The following is a 16724-nucleotide window of genomic DNA, read 5'->3' as shown; positions in this document are numbered from 1 at the left end:
CGACGCGCCAGCCGCGTTCACGCTGCCAGGCGTGCCCGGTCGCCGCGCTGCGGCGCGCGTCGCGCTCGCGCGCGGCGCGGGCGACCGCGGCGAGCGGATCGGCCGCGGCATCCGTCGGCTCGGGGTCGGGCAGTCGATCGATGAGGTTCGTGTCGAGGTGTCCGGCGCGCACGTCGGGGTGGGCGAGCAGGCGGCGGAGGAAGGCGATGTTCGACTCGACGCCGAGCAGCACGGTGCCGGCCAGCGCGGCGTCGAGCCGGTCGAGCGCCTCGTCGCGGTCGGCGCCGTACGCGATCACCTTCGCGATCATCGGGTCGTAGTCGGCCGTGACCCGCTGCCCTTCGCGGATGCCCGCGTCGACGCGGACGCCCTCGCCGGCGGGCGGTCGCCAAGCGAGCACCTCGCCCGTCGACGGCAGGAAGCCGCGCTCGGGGCTCTCCGCATACACGCGCGCCTCGACCGCGTGGCCGGTCAGGCGCACGTCGGACTGCGCGATCGCGAGCGGCTCCCCCGCCGCGATGCGCAGCTGCTGCTCCACGAGGTCGACGCTCGTGACGAGCTCGGTCACGGGGTGCTCGACCTGCAGGCGCGTGTTCATCTCGATGAAGAAGAACTCGTCGGGCGCGGCATCCGACACCAGGAACTCGACGGTGCCGGCGCCGAGGTACTCGACGCTGCGGGCGGCGTCGCATGCCGCCTGCCCGATGCGCTCGCGCGTCGCGCCGTCGAGCAGGGGCGACGGCGCCTCCTCCACCACCTTCTGGTGTCGGCGCTGGAGCGAGCACTCGCGCTCGCCGAGGTGGATGACGTTGCCGTGCGCGTCGGCGAGGACCTGCACCTCGATGTGGCGCGGGGTGTCGATGAAGCGCTCGAGCAGCAGGGTGTCGTCGCCGAACGCGGCGCGCGCGACGCGGCGGGCCGCGGGCAGGGCGTGCTCGAGCTCGGACTGGTCGCGGGCGACCTGCATGCCCTTGCCGCCGCCGCCCGCGGACGGCTTGACGAGCAGTGGGAACCCGATGAGCGGCGCGGCGTCGAGGAGCTCGTCGTCGGTCGCGTCCGGCTCGCTGACGCCCGGCACCACGGGCACGCCGGACTCGGCGACGTGGCGCTTGGCCCGGATCTTGTCGCCCATGACCTCGAGCGCGAGCGCGCCGGGACCGACGAACACGATGCCGGCCTCGGCGCACGCGCGCCCGAAGGCGGCGTTCTCGGAGAGGAAGCCGTAGCCGGGGTGGATCGCCTGCGCGCCGGTGTCGAGGGCCGCGCGAACGATGCGCGCCGGGTCGAGGTAGCTCTCGGATGCCGCAGCCGGGCCGATGCGCACGGCCTCGTCGGCGAGCGCGACGTGCGGGGCGCCCGCGTCGGCGTCGGAGTGGACGGCGATGGCGTGGATGCCGAGGCGCTTCAGCGTGCGGATGACGCGCACGGCGATCTCGCCGCGGTTGGCGACGAGCACCCGGTCGAAGGGTCGGGCGGTGGAGGGGGACGGCTGCGTCATCCGGTCACATCCTGAACAGGCCGAAGCGGGGCTCGGGCAGCGGCGTGCGGCTGGCGAGCTCGAGGGCGAGGGCGAGCACCGTGCGGGTGTCGCCGGGGGCGATGACGCCGTCGTCCCAGAGGCGCGACGTCGAGTGGTAGGGGCTGCCCTGCGCCTCGTACTGCTCGCGCACGGGCGCCTTGAACGCGGCCTCGGCCTCGGCCGACCACTCCTGGCCGCGCACCACCATCTGGTCGCGCTTGACCGTCGAGAGCACGGATGCCGCCTGCTCGCCGCCCATCACGGAGATGCGGGCGTTCGGCCACATCCAGAGGAACCGCGGCGAGTAGGCGCGGCCGCACATCGAGTAGTTGCCGGCGCCGAACGAGCCGCCGATCACGACGGTGAACTTCGGCACGCGGGTGGTCGCGACGGCGGTGACCATCTTCGCGCCGTGCTTGGCGATGCCGCCGGCCTCGGCGTCGCGGCCCACCATGAACCCCGAGATGTTCTGCAGGAACACGAGGGGGATGCCGCGCTGGTCGCAGAGCTCGATGAAGTGCGCGCCCTTCATGGCCGACTCGGAGAAGAGCACGCCGTTGTTCGCGACGATGCCGACGGGATGCCCGTCGATCCAGGCGAAGCCGGTCACGAGCGTGTCGCCGTACTCGCGCTTGAACTCGTGGAACTCGCTGCCGTCGACGAGGCGCGCGATCACCTCGCGCACGTCGTAGGGCTGCTGCACGTCGACCGGCACGACCGAGGTGAGCGTCGCCGGGTCGACGGCGGGGTCGCGAGGCTCGCGGACCGCCCAGGCGCGGTCGGCCGGTGCCGGGAGCGTGCCGACGATGTCGCGCACGAGCTCGAGCGCGTGCTCGTCGTCCTCGGCGAGGTGGTCGGTGACGCCGGAGTGGCGCGAGTGCAGGTCGCCGCCGCCGAGCTCCTCGGGCGTGACGACCTCGCCGATGGCGGCCTTCACGAGCGGCGGGCCGCCGAGGAAGATCGTGCCCTGGTTGCGGACGATGACCGTCTCGTCGCTCATCGCGGGAACGTAGGCGCCGCCCGCGGTGCACGACCCCATGACGGCCGCGATCTGCGGGATGCGCCGCGCGGAGAGGTTCGCCTGGTTGTAGAAGATGCGGCCGAAGTGGTCGCGGTCGGGGAAGACCTCGTCCTGCTTCGGGAGGAAGGCGCCGCCGGAGTCGACGAGGTAGATGCACGGGAGCGCGTTCTCGAGCGCGACCTCCTGCGCCCGCAGGTGCTTCTTCACGGTCATCGGGTAGTACGTGCCGCCCTTGACCGTGGCGTCGTTGCACACGACCATCACGGGCCGGCCGTGCACGAGCCCCACGCCGGCGATGACGCCCGCGGCGGGCGTGTCGTCGTCGTAGAGGTCGTCGGCCGCGAGCGGCGCGAGCTCGAGGAACGCGCTGCCCTCGTCGAGCAGTCGTTCGACGCGGTCGCGAGGCAGCAGCTTGCCGCGCGCGACGTGTCGGTCGCGCGAGGCCTCGGGCCCGCCCAGGGCGGCCCGGGCGAGCTTCGCCCGCAGTTCGTCGACGAGCACCGCGTGCGCGTCGGCGTTGGCGCGGGCGGCGTCGGAGGCCGCGTCGATCGCGCTCGTGAGGGTGTGCATCCGCTTCCGCTCCGCCTCTCCGTCGTGGCGTGGACCCGAGCGCCTTCGGTGAACGCTCGCTAACCGGGATTCATGTTAGCGACCATTCACCGAAATCCGCAACACGGCTCAGCGTCGAGGGGCGGCGGCGCTGCCGGAGAGTCCGGCCAGGAGGTGCTCCAGCCCGAACTCCCACGCGCGATCGAGGTCGCCGCCGAGCCGGAACGCGCCCGCGAGCTCCATCGCGGTGAATCCGTGCATCCACGCCGTCAGGGTGCGCGCGGCATCGAGCGCGTGCTCCTCCCCCGCGAGGCGGCGGGCGACCTCCAGGACGGCTGCGCTCGCGCGGTCGAGGGCGGCGCGATCCGCGCGCTCGGACTCCGGGAGCGGCCCGAACACGAGCGCGTAGCCGTTCGGCCGCTCGTGCGCGAATCGGCGGGCGGCAGCGGCGATCGCCCGCGCCGCCGACGGCGCGTCGGTGGTCGCCGCCACCGCCGCATCGACCCGGTCGCCCAGCTCCCGCGCTACGCCGTCGGCGACGGTCCGCATGAGGTGCTCGCGATCGCGGACGTGCTTGTACAGGGACGGCGCGCGGACCCCGAGCGCGGTCGCGACGGCCTGCATGGTGAGCCCGTCCCGGCCGTCGCGTTCGAGGATCTCCGCAGCTGCCGCGTGGAGCGATTCCGTCGTGATGCGCGTCGGCGTGGGCATGGCGTCCTCCCTCTGGCTATTGACATTAGCCATCATAGCTACGTATCATAGCCGACATGGAACTCCGCACCGGACTGCGACGCATCGGAAACGAGATCGTCGCCGCCTACCTCCTCCTCGACGACCGCGGCATCACGGTCGTCGACGCCGGTCTCCCCGGCCACTACGCCGACCTCCTCTGCGAGCTCGAGGCCGCCGGGCGGTCGGTCGACGACATCCGCGCCGTGATCCTCACCCACGGCGACTCCGACCACCTCGGCTTCGCCGAGCGCCTGCGCCGCGAGCACGGGGTGCCGGCGTATGTCCACGAAGCCGACGCCGCGCGCGCCCGCGGCGGCGACAAGCCGGCGACGAGCTTGGGGCGCGGCATCCGCCCCTGGCCGATCGTGCGCTTCTTCGCGTACGCGCTCGTCAAGGGCGGCGCGAGGACCGAGTACCTCGCGGAGGTCCGCACCGTGCGCGACGGCGACCGGCTCGACCTCCCGGGCTCGCCCGTCATCATCGGCATGCCCGGCCACTCGCCGGGGAGCATCGCCGTGCACTCCCCCGACCTCGACGCCGTGTTCGTGGGCGACGCCCTGACGACGCGGCACGTGCTCACCGGCCGGCGCGGACCGCAGCCGGCGCCGTTCACCGACGAGCCCGAGGCGGCACTCGACTCCCTCGACGCGCTCGCGGCGACGGATGCCACGTGGGTGCTCCCCGGCCACGGCACGCCGTGGAACGGCGGGGCGGCCGAGGCGGTCCGTCTGGTCCGCGAGGCCGCCGCGGCATCCGCTCGCTGATCGGCCGCACGCCCGGGGCACCGCAGGTCGGCGGGGTGGCACGGTTGCCGCGAGACCGCCGGTCGGTTAGTGTGCATTCACCGAATTCCCCCGGAGGTGCACCCTGAGCGACACGCTCACCGACCGCGGCCGCGCCAAGGCGGACCGTCGCGCGGCCCTCCTCTCGGCCGCCGCGCGCCTGTTCGCCGACCGCGGCTACGCGGGCGTCACGCTCGAAGAGCTCGGCCAGGCCGCCGGCGTCTCGGGACCGGCCGTCTACCGCCACTTCCCGGGCAAGGCCGCCGTGCTCGCCGCGATCCTCGCCGACGCGAGCCGCGGCCTCCTCGACGGCGGTCGGCGCACCATCGCGGCCGCCGGTGAACCGGCCGGCGCCCTGCGCGACCTCATCCGCTTCCACGTCGACTTCGCGCTCGCGAACGCCGACGTGATCCGCGTGCAGGACCGCGACCTCGGCAGCCTCGACGAGGCCGACGCCCACGAGGTCCGGCGCCTCCAGCGCGAGTACGTCGAACTGTGGGTGGGCGTGCTCGCCCGCCTGAGGCCCGACCGGGCCGAATCGGAGTTGCGGATCCGGGCTCACGCGGCCTTCGGGCTCATCAACTCCACCCCGCACAGCGCCCGCATCCATGGGCGCCGACCCGCGGACAGGGTGGTCCGCGGCATCCTGGAGGACATGGCATGGTCGAGCCTCACGTCGTGACCCTGCGCGCGACCCGCGCCGGCGACCGCGACGAGCTGTTCCGCATCCAACTCGATCCCGAGGCGAACCGCATGGCCGCCTTCACGGCGACCGATCCGGCCGACCGTGCGGCCTACGACGCGCACGTCGCCCGGTTCTCGGCGCGCGACGACTACGACGCGCGCACCATCCGCTGCGACGGCCGCATCGTGGGCAGCGTCGCGCGCTGGATCGACGCCGACTCGGGAATGGCCGAGATCACCTACTGGATCGACCGCGAGCACTGGGGCCGCGGCATCGCGACGCGTGCCCTGCGCCTCTTCCTCGACACGCAGCCGCGCCCGATCCGGGCGCGGGCGGCCGCCGACAACGCGGCCTCCGTCGCCGTGCTGCGCAAGCTCGGCTTCGTCGAGGTCGGGCGCGATCGCGACTACGCCAACGCCCGCGGCGAGGAGATCGAGGAGATCGAGTTCGTCCTCCGGTGAACGGATGCCACGGGCGCGGCGTCGCCCCGCGTCAGCGGTTGCGGTAGAGCTCGAGCAGCGGCGCGGGGATGCGGCCGCGGTCGGACACCTGGTGGCCGTTCGCACGGAGCCACTCGCGCGCGTCCTTCGTGTCGCCGGCGGCCCCGCCACCCGACCGCCGGCGCGCGCTGCCACCGCCGCGACCCGACGACGTGCGGCGCGCGGCGTCGACGAACGGCGCGAGCGCCGCCTCGAACTTCTCGGCGTTCGCCGACGACAGGTCGATCGCGTAGCCGTCGCCGTTGATGCTGAATGCAATGGTCCGATCGGCCTCGGATCCGTCGAGATCGTCGACCAGGGTCTCGACAATTCGCTTCGCCATGTGTGCACGCCCTTTCTGCGGGGAATCGCAGTCGAATACGACAGCGGGAACGCGTGTCTGCAGACGAGCATATTCCCGCTGTGAATTCGGGCACGTGAATTGTTCGATGGTTGTGGAGAATTCCCAGTCGACGCGATCGCGGAATTCAGGCGGTCGTCGCGCCGTGCTCGTGCGCGATCACGGCGATCCGCTTCGCCAATTCCACATCGCGGTTCGTCACGCTCTCGACGTCGTGCGACACGAGATCGAATTCGATGCGGCCCCATCCGAGGCGCACGTCGGGATGGTGGTTCGCGGCATCCGCTTCAATGGCCACCGCATCGAGCAGGCGAACGGCGCTTGCGAAATCCGCCGTCCGGAATTCCGCGGTCAGCCGTTCGCCGTCGTGGCGGAATCCGGTTCCGGAGATCTCCGCCGCGACGTCCTCGCGCGAGCGGGGCGTGCGCTCGTCCATGGGCTCATCCTGCACCCGCCACGCTGCGCCCGCACCCTCCTCGGACGCGAATCGCCGGAACTCGTGTCGAGTTCCGGCGATTCGCGTCCGTGCCAGGCGGCGACGGGTCAGGACATGGTGAGCGCGAGGCCCGGTTCCCGGAGGATCCGCCCGATGTCGGCGAGGAAGCGCGAGCCCTGTTCGCCGTCCACCAGTCGGTGGTCGAACGAGAGCGAGAGCGTCATGACCTCGCGCAGCGCGATCTCGCCGCGGTGCTCCCACGGCTGGCGCCGCACGGCGCCCATCGCGAGGATCGCCGCCTCCCCCGGGTTCAGGATCGGCGTTCCCGCATCGATCCCGAAGACCCCGATGTTCGTGATCGAGATCGTGCCCCCGGCGAGGTCGGCCGGCGCCGTCCTCCCCGCGCGCGCGGTCCCGGCGAGGGCCGCGATCGCGTCGGCGAGCTCGATGAGCGTCATCCGCTCGGCGCCCTTGACGTTCGGCACGACGAGGCCGCGCTCGGTGGCCGCGGCGATGCCGAGGTTCACCCCGCCGAAGCGCACGATCTCCTGCGCCTCCTCGTCCCAGCGCGAGTTGACCTCGGGCGTGCGGACCGCGGCGATGCAGAGCGCCTTCGCCACCACGGTGAGCGGCGTCACCTTGTGTCCGGCGTAGGCGCGATCCGAGCGGATGGCGGCGAGGAGCTCCATCGTCGCGGTCACGTCGACCGTGAGGAACTCCGTCACGTGCGGCGCCGTGAAGGCGCTGCGCACCATGGCGGCGGCGGTGTGCTTGCGCACGCCCTTGATGGGGATGCGGGTCTCCGCCGGTGCCGCCGGTGCGGGCGCCGTCTCGGTGACCGTCGCCGGCGTCGCCGGCGCCTCCGGGGCGCGGGTCCCGGATGCCGCGGCCTCGACGTCGGCGCGCGTGATCAGGCCGCGCTCCCCCGTGCCGACGACCTGCTCGAGGTCGACGCCGAGGTCGCGCGCGAGCTTGCGGACCGGCGGGGTCGACCGCGGACGCTCGGGGCGCTCGTCGGCGTCGTGCAGCCCGTTCGCGCCGCCGTGGGTGACCGTGTCGGGCTCGATGCGGTCGTGCTCGGGCGGTGCGGGCACGAGGTCCTCGCGGAGCGCCGCGGGCGCGCCGAGTCGGCGGGCCCGTCGCTTGGGTCCGCGCTCGGCGCCGGCGCCGTAGCCGACGAGGGTCGGCTCGCGCACCTCGACGGGCTCGGCCGGAGCCTCCGGGGCGGTCTCGGCGGGAGCGGCCTGCGCAGCGGCCTGCGCGGCGGCAGGGGCCGGCGCCGCGGCATCCGTCACCGCGGCACCGCTCGTGTCGCACGAGAACAGCTTCTCGCCCACGTTGACGGTCTCGCCCTCGGCGGCGTGCAGCGCGGTCACGGTGCCCTCGAACGGCGAGGGCAGCTCGACGACGGCCTTGGCGGTCTCGACGTCGGCGATGATCTGGTTCAGCTCGACGTGGTCGCCGACCTTGACGCGCCAGGCGACGATCTCGGATTCCGTGAGTCCCTCGCCGAGGTCGGGCAGCGCGAAGTCGCGGATCGTGCTCACGCGTCCACCTCCGAGACGTCGGACAGCGAGTTCGGCCGGCCCATCGCGCGGTCGACGCCGTCGAGGATGCGGTCGAGGTCGGGCAGGTGGTGCTGCTCGAGCTTGGCCGGCGGATACGGGATGTCGTGGCCCGTGACCCGCACGGGCGCCGCCTCCAGGAACTCGAAGCAGCGCTCGGTGATCGACGCGGCGATCTCGGCGCCGACGCCGCCCTGCTCGCCCGCCTCGTGCGCCACGACGAGACGTCCGGTCCGGCGGACGGAGGCCTCAATGGTCGAGTAGTCGACGGGCGCGAGCGAGCGCAGGTCGATGACCTCGACGGAGACGCCCTCCTCGGCGGCGGCGGTCGCGGCATCCTTCGCGGTCTGCACGAGCGCGCCGTAGGTCACGAGCGTGACGTCGCGACCGGATGCCACGACCGTGGCCACGCCCATGGGCCGGGCGTCGGCGAGGTTCGCGTCGAGGTCGACCTCGCCCTTCACGTGGTAGCGGCGCTTGGGCTCGAGGAAGACCACCGGGTCGTCGCTCGCGATGGCCTGGCGGATCATGACGTACGCGTCGGCGGGGTTCGAGCACGCGATGACGCGCAGCCCGGCGGTGTGGGTGAAGTACGCCTCGGGCGACTCGGAGTGGTGCTCGGCCGCGCCGATGCCGCCGCCGAACGGGATCCGGATGACCATGGGCATCTTCACCGTGCCGCGCGAGCGGTAGTGCAGCTTCGCGACCTGGGCGACGATCTGGTCGAAGCCCGGGTAGACGAACCCGTCGAACTGGATCTCGACCACCGGGCGGAAGCCGCGGTACGCGAGGCCGACGGCCGTGCCCAGGATGCCGGCCTCCGACAGTGGCGTGTCGACGACGCGATCGCCGCCGAACTCCGCCTTGAGGCCGTCGGTGATGCGGAAGACGCCGCCGAGCGTGCCGATGTCCTCGCCCATGAGCACGACGGTGTCGTCGTCGGCGAGCGCGCGGCGGAGCCCCTCGTTGAGGGCCTTGCCGAGGGTCAGCGTGGTCATCGGTCGTCCTCCTCGTCGAACATCGCGAGGTAGCGGGCGTAGCGCGACTTCTGCCGCTCGAGGTGGCTGTTGGGCTCGGCGTACACGTGGTCGAACACGCTCATGGGCTCCGGGTCGGGGATGTTCGTGATGGCCGCGCGCAGGTCGGCGGCGGCGCGGTCGGCGGCGGCCTTCGCGTCGGCGTCGACGGCCGCCATGTCGGCGCCGGATGCCGCGAGCAGCGCGTGCAGGCGGGAGATCGGGTCGCGCTCGCGCCAGGCGGCGAGGTCGTCGTCGGTGCGGTACCGCTTGGGGTCGTCGGCGGTGGTGTGCGGTCCCATGCGGTAGGTGACGGCTTCGATGAACGCGGGCCCCTCGCCGCGGCGGGCGCGGTCGAGCGCCCAGCGCGTCACGGCGAGCACGGCGAGCACGTCGTTGCCGTCGACGCGGATGCCGGGCATGCCGAAGCCGTCGGCGCGACGCGCGAGCGGCTGCTTGGACTGGAGGCCGACCGGCTCGGAGATGGCCCAGCCGTTGTTCTGGCAGAAGAACACGACGGGCGCGTCGAAGCTCGCGGCGAAGACGAACGCCTCGTTGACGTCGCCCTCGCTCGTGGCGCCGTCGCCGAAGTAGCTGATGGCGACGTGCTCGTCGCCCTGCACCTTGGCGCCCATGGCCCAGCCGACGGCGTGCAGCGACTGCGCGCCGATGATGATCTGCGGCACGGCCATGCGCTTCTCATAGGGGTTCCAGCCGGATGCCGCGGTGCCGCGCCAGACGCTCAGGAGCTCGACCGGCTGCACGCCGCGGAGCCACGCCACGGCGTGCTCGCGGTAGCTGGAGAAGACGAAGTCCTCGTCGTCGAGGGCCCGGGCGGAGCCGATCTGCGCGGCCTCCTGGCCCGCGAGCGGCGGCCACAGGCCGAGCTCGCCCTGGCGCTGGAGCGCGGTGGCCTCGGCGTCGAGGCGGCGCACGACGACCATGTCGCGGTGGAGGGCGGCCAGCGCGTCGGTGTCGACGTCGGCGACCCACGGGTCGAAGTCGGGGTTCGCGTGTCGCGTGCCCGCCTGGTCGAGGAGCTGGACGAGGTCGCCGGGACGGGTCAGCAGCCCGGTCGCCTCTCGGTCGGAAGGGGTCATCGTCGAACCTCCGTGTCGGCTCCGCCGCCTTGTGGGCAGCGTCGCGCCCGGCGCCGATGCCGGATATCGGCAGCGTACGACGATCTGGCAATCGGCTCAAGCAACCCCGGACGAGTTGCGCAGATTGCATGGTGGTGACGGACTTCACGGTGCTAACGTGTGGCGCTATGAACGGCTACGACGCGGTCGACCGAGCCCTGCTCCGGGCATTGGCCGACGACCCGCGAGCCACGGCCGTCGCGCTCGCCGACCGGCTCAAGCTGAGCCGCAACACCGTCCAGGCGCGGATGGCGCGGCTCGAGGCATCCGGAGCCTTCCTCTCGTTCGAGCGCAGCATCGACCCGGCGCCGCTCGGCTATCCGCTCGAGGCGTTCGTGTCGGTCCACGCACGCCAGAAGCTGCTGTCCGACGTCGTGCGGGAACTCTCGCGGATCCCCGAGGTGATCCAGGCCCACGGGCTGTCGGGCCAGGTGGACCTGCTCGTCCGGGTGGTCTGCCGTGACGCGCACGACCTGTTCCGCATCGACGAGGAGATCCTCGCGATCGAGGGCGTCGAACGCACGGAGACCTCCCTCGCGATGGGCGAGCTCATCCCCTACCGCCTGTCGCCGCTGCTCGCCCGCTGAGCCGCGCCCACCCGCTGCGCCGCGCTCACCCGCTGCGCCCGCGCTCACCCGCCGCGCTCACCGAGCCGCGCGGCCCGCCCGGGCACCGCCGCTGCGGTCATCCTCGCGAGCTCTGCGAGAGTTGCAAAGAACCTCTTGCAAAGAATTCTTTGCAACGCTATCTTTGCACCATGGACGACACCGACCTGAACGCCTGGCCCAGCAGCTCCCGGCACCCCGGGATCGACCACGTCCTGCCCTCGGAGAGCCTGAAGAGCCTCGCGCACCCCCTCCGGGTGCGCATCTACGACGAGCTCTCGTCCTACGGCCCGTTCACGGCCAGCATGCTCGCCGAGCGCCTCGGCGAATCCAGCGGGGCCACCAGCTATCACCTGCGCCAGCTCGCTCGCGCCGGCCTGGTGCGCGAGGACCCCTCGCGCGGCAAGGGCCGCGAGCGCTGGTGGGAACGAAGCCCCGGATCCATCGCGATCCCCGATGCCCGCAAGCTGCCGCCCGGCAGCGCGGAACGCCTCGCGGTGAAGCTCGTGGAGGACGAGTGGTTCCGCGCCCGCGAGCAGAACTTCCACGAGTTCCTCGCCGAGGGCGAGCTGGTGTTCGACTCCGACTGGCTCGACATCGCCACCTCGGACACGATCAACCTCCGCCTCACGCCCGAACAGCTCCACGGCCTGGTGACCGACATCGACGCCGTCCTGCAGCGCTACATCAGCGCCTACAAGCGCACGCCGTCGCCCGGCTCACGTCCCGTCCAGATCCACGTCAACGCATTCCCGCTCGTGCGCGGCGAACCGACCGCCGACCCCGCGAAGGAGGACCGATGAGCTCCCTCACCCTCTCCCCCGGCTCCGGCCGGCTCGGCGACTGGGCCGTCCGCGCCGGGCTCGCCCTGGCCCGCTGGGGCCGGCGCCGCTCGGCGCGGCGCACCGACCGCGACCGCCTGCTCGCCCGGATGGCCGCCCGCGAGGCGGCCGAGGCCGCCGTCGCCGAGCGCGACCGCGCCATCCGCTCGGCGACGTTCCTGCCGCTGTAGGCGACGAGACGACGATGCCCCGCCCGAACGGATCGGGCGGGGCATCGGTGCGACGGGGCGACGACTAGACGTCGGCACCCTCGGCGGGCTCCACGGGGTGCACGCGCTCGGTCTCGGCGGGGGCCGAGTCGGCCTCCTCCGCGATGACGGGCGCGAGCGAGAGCTTGCCGCGGTCGTCGATCTTCGTGATCTCGACGAGGATCTTCTGGCCGACGCCGAGGACGTCCTCGACGCTCTCGACGCGCTTGCCGCCGGCGAGCTTGCGCACCTCGGAGATGTGCAGCAGGCCGTCCTTGCCGGGCAGCAGCGAGATGAACGCACCGAACGCGGCGATCTTCACCACCGTGCCGAGGAACTGCTCGCCGACCTCGGGGTTGGTCGGGTTCGCGATCGCGTTGACCGCGGCCCGCGCCGCCTCGGCCGTCGGGCCGTCGGTCGCGCCGATGTAGACGGTGCCGTCGTCCTCGATGGAGATCTCGGCACCGGTGTCGTCCTGGATGCCGTTGATCGTCTTGCCCTTCGGGCCGATGAGCTCGCCGATCTTGTCGACCGGGATCTGCACGCTGATGACGCGCGGCGCCGTCGGGGCCATCTCGTCGGGGCCGTCGATGGCGGCGTTCAGCACCTGCAGGATCGTGGTGCGCGCCTCCTTGGCCTGGGTGAGCGCGCCGGCGAGCACCGAGGCGGGGATGCCGTCGAGCTTGGTGTCGAGCTGGATCGCCGTGACGAACTCGGACGTGCCGGCGACCTTGAAGTCCATGTCGCCGAGCGCGTCCTCCGCGCCCAGGATGTCGGTCAGCGCCGCGTAGCGGGTCTCACCGTCGACCGTGTCGGAGATGAGGCCCATCGCGATGCCCGCGACCGGCGCCTTCAGCGGCACGCCCGCGTTCAGCAGCGACAGCGTGGACGCGCAGACCGAGCCCATCGAGGTCGAGCCGTTCGAGCCGAGCGCCTCGGAGACCTGGCGGATGGCGTACGGGAACTCCTCGCGCGACGGCAGCACCGGCACGAGCGCACGCTCGGCGAGCGCGCCGTGGCCGATCTCGCGGCGCTTCGGCGAACCGACGCGCCCCGTCTCACCCGTCGAGTAGGGCGGGAAGTTGTAGTTGTGCATGTAGCGCTTCTTGGTGACCGGGCTCAGCGAGTCGATCTGCTGCTCCATCTTGAGCATGTTCAGCGTGGTGACGCCCAGGATCTGGGTCTCGCCGCGCTGGAAGATGGCGGAGCCGTGCACGCGCGGGATGACCTGCACCTCGGCGTCGAGCGGACGGATGTCGGCCAGGCCTCGGCCGTCGATGCGGACGCCCTCGGAGAGGACGCGCGAGCGCACGACGTGCTTGGTGACCGACTTGTACGCGGCCGACACCTCGCCGTTGGCCGACTCGGGGAGCTCCCCGGCCTCGACCTTGGCGGCGATGGCCTCCTTGACGCGCGCCTTGAGCGCGTCGTCGGCGTCCTGCCGCTCGACCTTGCCGGCGATCTGGTAGATGCCCTTGAGCTCCTCGAGCGCGAGCTCCTCGACGGCGGCCTTCGTCGCGTCCTGGTAGGGCGGGAAGGTCGGGTAGTCGGCGGTCGGCTTGGCGGCGGTCTTCGCCACCTCCTGCTGCGCCTCGACGAGCTGCTTGATGAACGGCTTCGACGCCTCGATGCCCTGCGCGATGACAGTCTCGTCGGGCTTGACGGCGCCGGCCTGGATCAGGTTGAAGGCGTTGTCGGTGGCCTCGGCCTCGATCATCATGATCGCGACATCCTGCGAGCCGTCGGCCTCGGTCACGACGCGACCCGCGACGACCATGCTGAACACGGCGTCCTCGAGCTGCGAGTGCTTCGGGAAGCCGACCCACTGGCCGTCGATGAGGGCGACGCGCACGCCGCCGATCGGGCCGGAGAACGGCAGGCCCGACAGCTGCGTCGAGAGCGACGCGCTGTTGATGGCGAGCACGTCGTAGAGCTCGTCGGGCTCGATCGCGAGCACGGTCACGACGACCTGGACCTCGTTGCGGAGGCCATCGACGAACGAGGGACGCAGCGGCCGGTCGATGAGGCGGCAGGTGAGGATCGCCTCCGTCGAGGGGCGGCCCTCGCGGCGGAAGAACGAGCCGGGGATGCGGCCCGCGGCGTACATGCGCTCCTCGACGTCGATCGTGAGCGGGAAGAAGTCGAAGTGCTCCTTCGGCTGCTTCGACACCGACGTGGCCGAGAGCAGCATGGTCTCGTCGTCGAGGTAGGCGACCGCCGAACCCTGCGCCTGCTGCGCGAGTCGGCCGGTCTCGAAGCGGATGGTACGGGTGCCGAAGCGACCGTTGTCGATGACGGTCTCGGCGAACGTGATTTCAGGACCTTCCAAGAGGTCTCTCTCCTTTGTTTCGACTCGCACGCCCGTGTGGCGCGCGAGGTGGACAAGGAGCAGGGAACAGGCAGATCTCAGCGGGTCATCCGACCCGCCAGCGCTGGCCACCAGTAGAAGTCCACCAAGCTCGTGCTTGGTAAGCCACCACAGGGGACCAGCTTCCTGCCGGCCTGCTCCGTTGCGCGCCCGTGGATGGGCGCGAGCTCATGTTGAGTTGAGCGGGTGCCGAACGGGCACCCTCGGCGAGCCTACCAGCCCGGCGTGTCGTGGCCTAGCGGGCGCCGCGGCGGCGGCTCACGCGGTGGTCCGGGCGCGCCGCGCGGCACGGTCGGGCGGCGGGATGTGCACCAGGTCCGCGTGCTTCGGGGAGCGCCCGTCCCCCGCGGTCCGGCCGAGCAGGCGACGGCCGGCCCACGGCACGGCATGGCGGCGCAGCCACTCGCCCGTGGGCAGCGGCGGGGCGTCGGGCTCATCGGCGTCGCCGTGCAGCGCCGCGTCGAGTGCGGCGAGCGCGGCGGCATCCGGCACCCCGAGCACCGATGCGGCGGCGTAGGCCAGCGCCCGGTGGCCGGAGGAGTTGAGGTGGACGCGGTCCTCGGCCCAGACCCCGCGGGCGGTCAGCCCGTCGTGCGCGGCCGCGTCGAGCACGAGCACGTCCGTGCCCTCGAGCCGGTGCCGCATCCGCTCGCCGAACCGCGCGAATCGGGCTCGGACGGGACCCAGGCGCTCGTGCGCCGGGACGAAGGGCGTGACGACGAGCACGTCGCACCCGGCGGCGCGCACGGCGAGCACGGCGTCGGCGAGGCGATCGGCGAGCGCCTCCGGCCGGGCGTCGATTCGGACGAGGTCGTTGCCGCCCGCGAGGACCGTCACGAGGTCGGCGCGCAGGCGCATGGCGTGCGGGAGTTGCACGTCGACGACGTCGCGCACGCGGCGGCTGCGGACGGCGAGGTTGGCGTAGCCCACCCCGCCGCCGGTCGCCGCGAGCAGCATCGCCAACCGGTCGGCCCAGCCGCGGTACTCCCCTGCGGCCATGCGGGACGAGTCGCACAGCCCCTCGGTGACCGAGTCGCCGACGGCGACGAACCGCTCCCAGCGTCGCGCGGCGGCCGGTGCGGGCGGCGTCGGCCGCACCGTCGCCGCGGGTGCCGGCTCGGCGTCCCGCCGCGCCGTGATGGCGTGGCCGGTGACGGCGGGGCTCGCGACAACGCCCGAACGGATGCGAGCGGCCAGTTCGTAGTGCGCGAGCAGCTCGTCGCCGAGTCGCTCCCAACTGCGCTCCGCGACCCCCTCGCGCGCCGCGCGGCCGAACGCGCGCCGCTTCGCGTCGTCGCCCGCGAGGTCGCGCACGCGGGCAGCGAGCTCGCCCAGGTCCCCGGGCCGGTACAGCCAGCCGTCCCGGCTCGAGTGCACCAGGTCGAGCGGCCCGCCGCGGCCGGTGGCGACCACCGGGACGCCGCTGGCCAGCGCCTCCTGGACGGTCTGGCAGAACGTCTCGCTCTCGCCCGGGTGCACGAACAGGTCGAGGCTGGCCACCGCGGTCGCGAGCTGCTCGCCGCCGAGGAACCCGGTGAAGCGGGCGCCGGGCAGCGCGGCTTCCAGCGCCACACGCGACGGCCCGTCTCCGACGACGACGAGGCGCACGCCCTCGATGCCCGTGAGCGCCCGCAGGTCCTCGACCTGCTTCTCCGGCGCGAGGCGGCCGACGTAGCCCACCAGCACCTCGTCGTCGGCCGCGAAGCGACGACGCCACGCCGGATCGCGGCGCACCGGGTGGAACCGCTCGGTGTCGACCCCTCGCGCCCAGCGCCGCATCCGCTCGACGCCGTAGCCCTCGAGCCGCGTCGCCGCCGCCGAGGACGGCGCGAGCGTCAGGGTCGCGCGACGGTGGATCCGGGCGACGTGCCGGGCGAGCACGGGCTCGGCGCCGGCCATCCCGTACCGCTCCGCGTAGGCCGGCACGTCGGTCTGGTAGACGGCGACGGATGGCACGGCCAGGCGCTCGGCCGCGAGCACGCCCTGCCACCCGAGCACGAACGGCGACGCGAGGTGCACCACGTCCGGCCGGAAGTCCCCGAGCACCCCGGTCAGCCGGCGCACCCCGGTGAGCGCCACCCGCACCTCGGGATACCCGGGCAGCGGCGCCGACCGCAGGAACTCCGCGCGGGCGCCGTGCAGCCCGTGGTCGACGGGTCCGGAGCGCGGGGCGATCACGAGCGCCTCATGGCCTCGACGCTCGAGGTGTCGAAGCACCTGCAGCAACGAGTGGGTGACCCCGTTCATGTGCGGGAGGAACGATTCGGCGAGGAGGGCGACTCTCACGGTGACAGCGTGTCCGCTCGTCCCGTCTCGCCGCGCGCCGCGACGCCGGAGGTCGACCAGGGTTCACCGAGTCGACGGACGCCGTTCCCGGGGCGGTCGCGCCCGGGTCATGCCGCGGGCCGAGGGCAGCCGGGTCGCGACATCCGTTCGC

At 72.9% G+C, this 16724-nt stretch carries 16 protein-coding genes; 6 read left to right on the top strand and 10 right to left on the bottom strand.

The window, feature by feature from the left end:
• From AVP42_RS04980 to AVP42_RS04970, 3 genes are all read right to left on the bottom strand, one after another.
• On the bottom strand, positions 1–1498 hold a 1498-nt coding region (locus AVP42_RS04980; protein ID WP_067946725.1), incomplete at its 3' end, for an acetyl/propionyl/methylcrotonyl-CoA carboxylase subunit alpha.
• Positions 1499–1502: 4 nt separating this feature from the next.
• Positions 1503–3110: a carboxyl transferase domain-containing protein gene (locus tag AVP42_RS04975; RefSeq protein ID WP_067946723.1), complete on the bottom strand. Its 1608-nt coding sequence runs from the start codon at positions 3108–3110 to the stop codon at positions 1503–1505.
• Positions 3111–3218: 108 nt separating this feature from the next.
• On the bottom strand, positions 3219–3800 hold the full coding sequence (locus AVP42_RS04970) for a TetR/AcrR family transcriptional regulator (protein WP_067946721.1): 582 nt from the start codon (positions 3798–3800) through the stop codon (positions 3219–3221).
• Positions 3801–3856: 56 nt separating this feature from the next.
• Between AVP42_RS04970 and AVP42_RS04965 the strand changes: the two genes are divergently transcribed.
• The 3 genes from AVP42_RS04965 (at position 3857) to AVP42_RS04955 (ending at position 5749) form a co-directional block, all read left to right on the top strand.
• Positions 3857–4585: an MBL fold metallo-hydrolase gene (locus AVP42_RS04965; RefSeq protein WP_067946719.1), complete on the top strand. Its 729-nt coding sequence runs from the start codon at positions 3857–3859 to the stop codon at positions 4583–4585.
• Positions 4586–4688: 103 nt separating this feature from the next.
• Positions 4689–5285, top strand: coding sequence for a TetR/AcrR family transcriptional regulator (locus AVP42_RS04960; RefSeq protein WP_067946717.1), 597 nt, complete (start codon positions 4689–4691; stop codon positions 5283–5285).
• On the top strand, positions 5282–5749 hold the full coding sequence (locus AVP42_RS04955) for a GNAT family N-acetyltransferase (protein ID WP_197466959.1): 468 nt from the start codon (positions 5282–5284) through the stop codon (positions 5747–5749). The genes AVP42_RS04960 and AVP42_RS04955 overlap by 4 nt, the downstream gene beginning before the upstream one ends.
• A 31-nt stretch (positions 5750–5780) precedes the next feature.
• Here the strand turns inward: AVP42_RS04955 and AVP42_RS04950 are convergent, their stop codons facing one another.
• From AVP42_RS04950 to pdhA, 5 genes are all read right to left on the bottom strand, one after another.
• Positions 5781–6110 carry an Lsr2 family protein gene (locus AVP42_RS04950; RefSeq protein ID WP_067946713.1) on the bottom strand — a complete coding sequence of 110 codons (330 nt, stop codon included), beginning with the start codon at positions 6108–6110 and terminating at the stop codon, positions 5781–5783.
• A 145-nt stretch (positions 6111–6255) separates the two neighbouring features.
• Complete coding sequence (locus tag AVP42_RS04945; RefSeq protein ID WP_067946712.1) at positions 6256–6564, bottom strand: 4a-hydroxytetrahydrobiopterin dehydratase; 309 nt, start codon at positions 6562–6564, stop codon at positions 6256–6258.
• Between the two features lie 107 nt (positions 6565–6671).
• Complete coding sequence (locus tag AVP42_RS04940; RefSeq protein ID WP_067946710.1) at positions 6672–8111, bottom strand: dihydrolipoamide acetyltransferase family protein; 1440 nt, start codon at positions 8109–8111, stop codon at positions 6672–6674.
• Positions 8108–9127, bottom strand: coding sequence for an alpha-ketoacid dehydrogenase subunit beta (locus AVP42_RS04935; protein WP_067946708.1), 1020 nt, complete (start codon positions 9125–9127; stop codon positions 8108–8110). The genes AVP42_RS04940 and AVP42_RS04935 overlap by 4 nt, the downstream gene beginning before the upstream one ends.
• On the bottom strand, positions 9124–10245 hold the full coding sequence (gene pdhA, locus AVP42_RS04930) for a pyruvate dehydrogenase (acetyl-transferring) E1 component subunit alpha (RefSeq protein ID WP_067946706.1): 1122 nt from the start codon (positions 10243–10245) through the stop codon (positions 9124–9126). The genes AVP42_RS04935 and pdhA overlap by 4 nt, the downstream gene beginning before the upstream one ends.
• Before the next feature lie 167 nt (positions 10246–10412).
• Here pdhA and AVP42_RS04925 point away from each other — a divergent pair, with 167 nt between their 5' ends.
• From AVP42_RS04925 to AVP42_RS04915, 3 genes are all read left to right on the top strand, one after another.
• Entirely contained in the window at positions 10413–10871 is a 459-nt protein-coding gene (locus AVP42_RS04925) for an Lrp/AsnC family transcriptional regulator (protein WP_067946704.1), read from the top strand.
• Positions 10872–11041: 170 nt separating this feature from the next.
• A complete protein-coding gene (locus AVP42_RS04920; RefSeq protein WP_067946702.1) occupies positions 11042–11692 on the top strand; it encodes a transcriptional regulator in 651 nt (216 codons plus the stop codon).
• Complete coding sequence (locus AVP42_RS04915) at positions 11689–11901, top strand: hypothetical protein (protein WP_067946700.1); 213 nt, start codon at positions 11689–11691, stop codon at positions 11899–11901. Before AVP42_RS04920 ends, AVP42_RS04915 begins: the two co-directional genes overlap by 4 nt.
• A gap of 64 nt (positions 11902–11965) precedes the next feature.
• On the opposite strand, the gene AVP42_RS04910 is transcribed toward AVP42_RS04915, so the two are convergent.
• Positions 11966–14248 (bottom strand): polyribonucleotide nucleotidyltransferase, encoded by a 2283-nt coding sequence (locus tag AVP42_RS04910; RefSeq protein WP_067946698.1) that lies wholly within the window; start codon positions 14246–14248, stop codon positions 11966–11968.
• 297 nt (positions 14249–14545) lie between these two features.
• Positions 14546–16573 carry a glycosyltransferase gene (locus AVP42_RS17025; protein WP_067946695.1) on the bottom strand — a complete coding sequence of 676 codons (2028 nt, stop codon included), beginning with the start codon at positions 16571–16573 and terminating at the stop codon, positions 14546–14548.
• Between the last annotated feature and the right edge of the window lie 151 nt (positions 16574–16724).

Source organism: Agromyces sp. NDB4Y10 (genome assembly GCF_001620055.1).
Lineage (GTDB): Bacteria > Actinomycetota > Actinomycetes > Actinomycetales > Microbacteriaceae > Agromyces > Agromyces indicus.
This window is presented reverse-complemented; position numbering and strand designations above follow the sequence as displayed.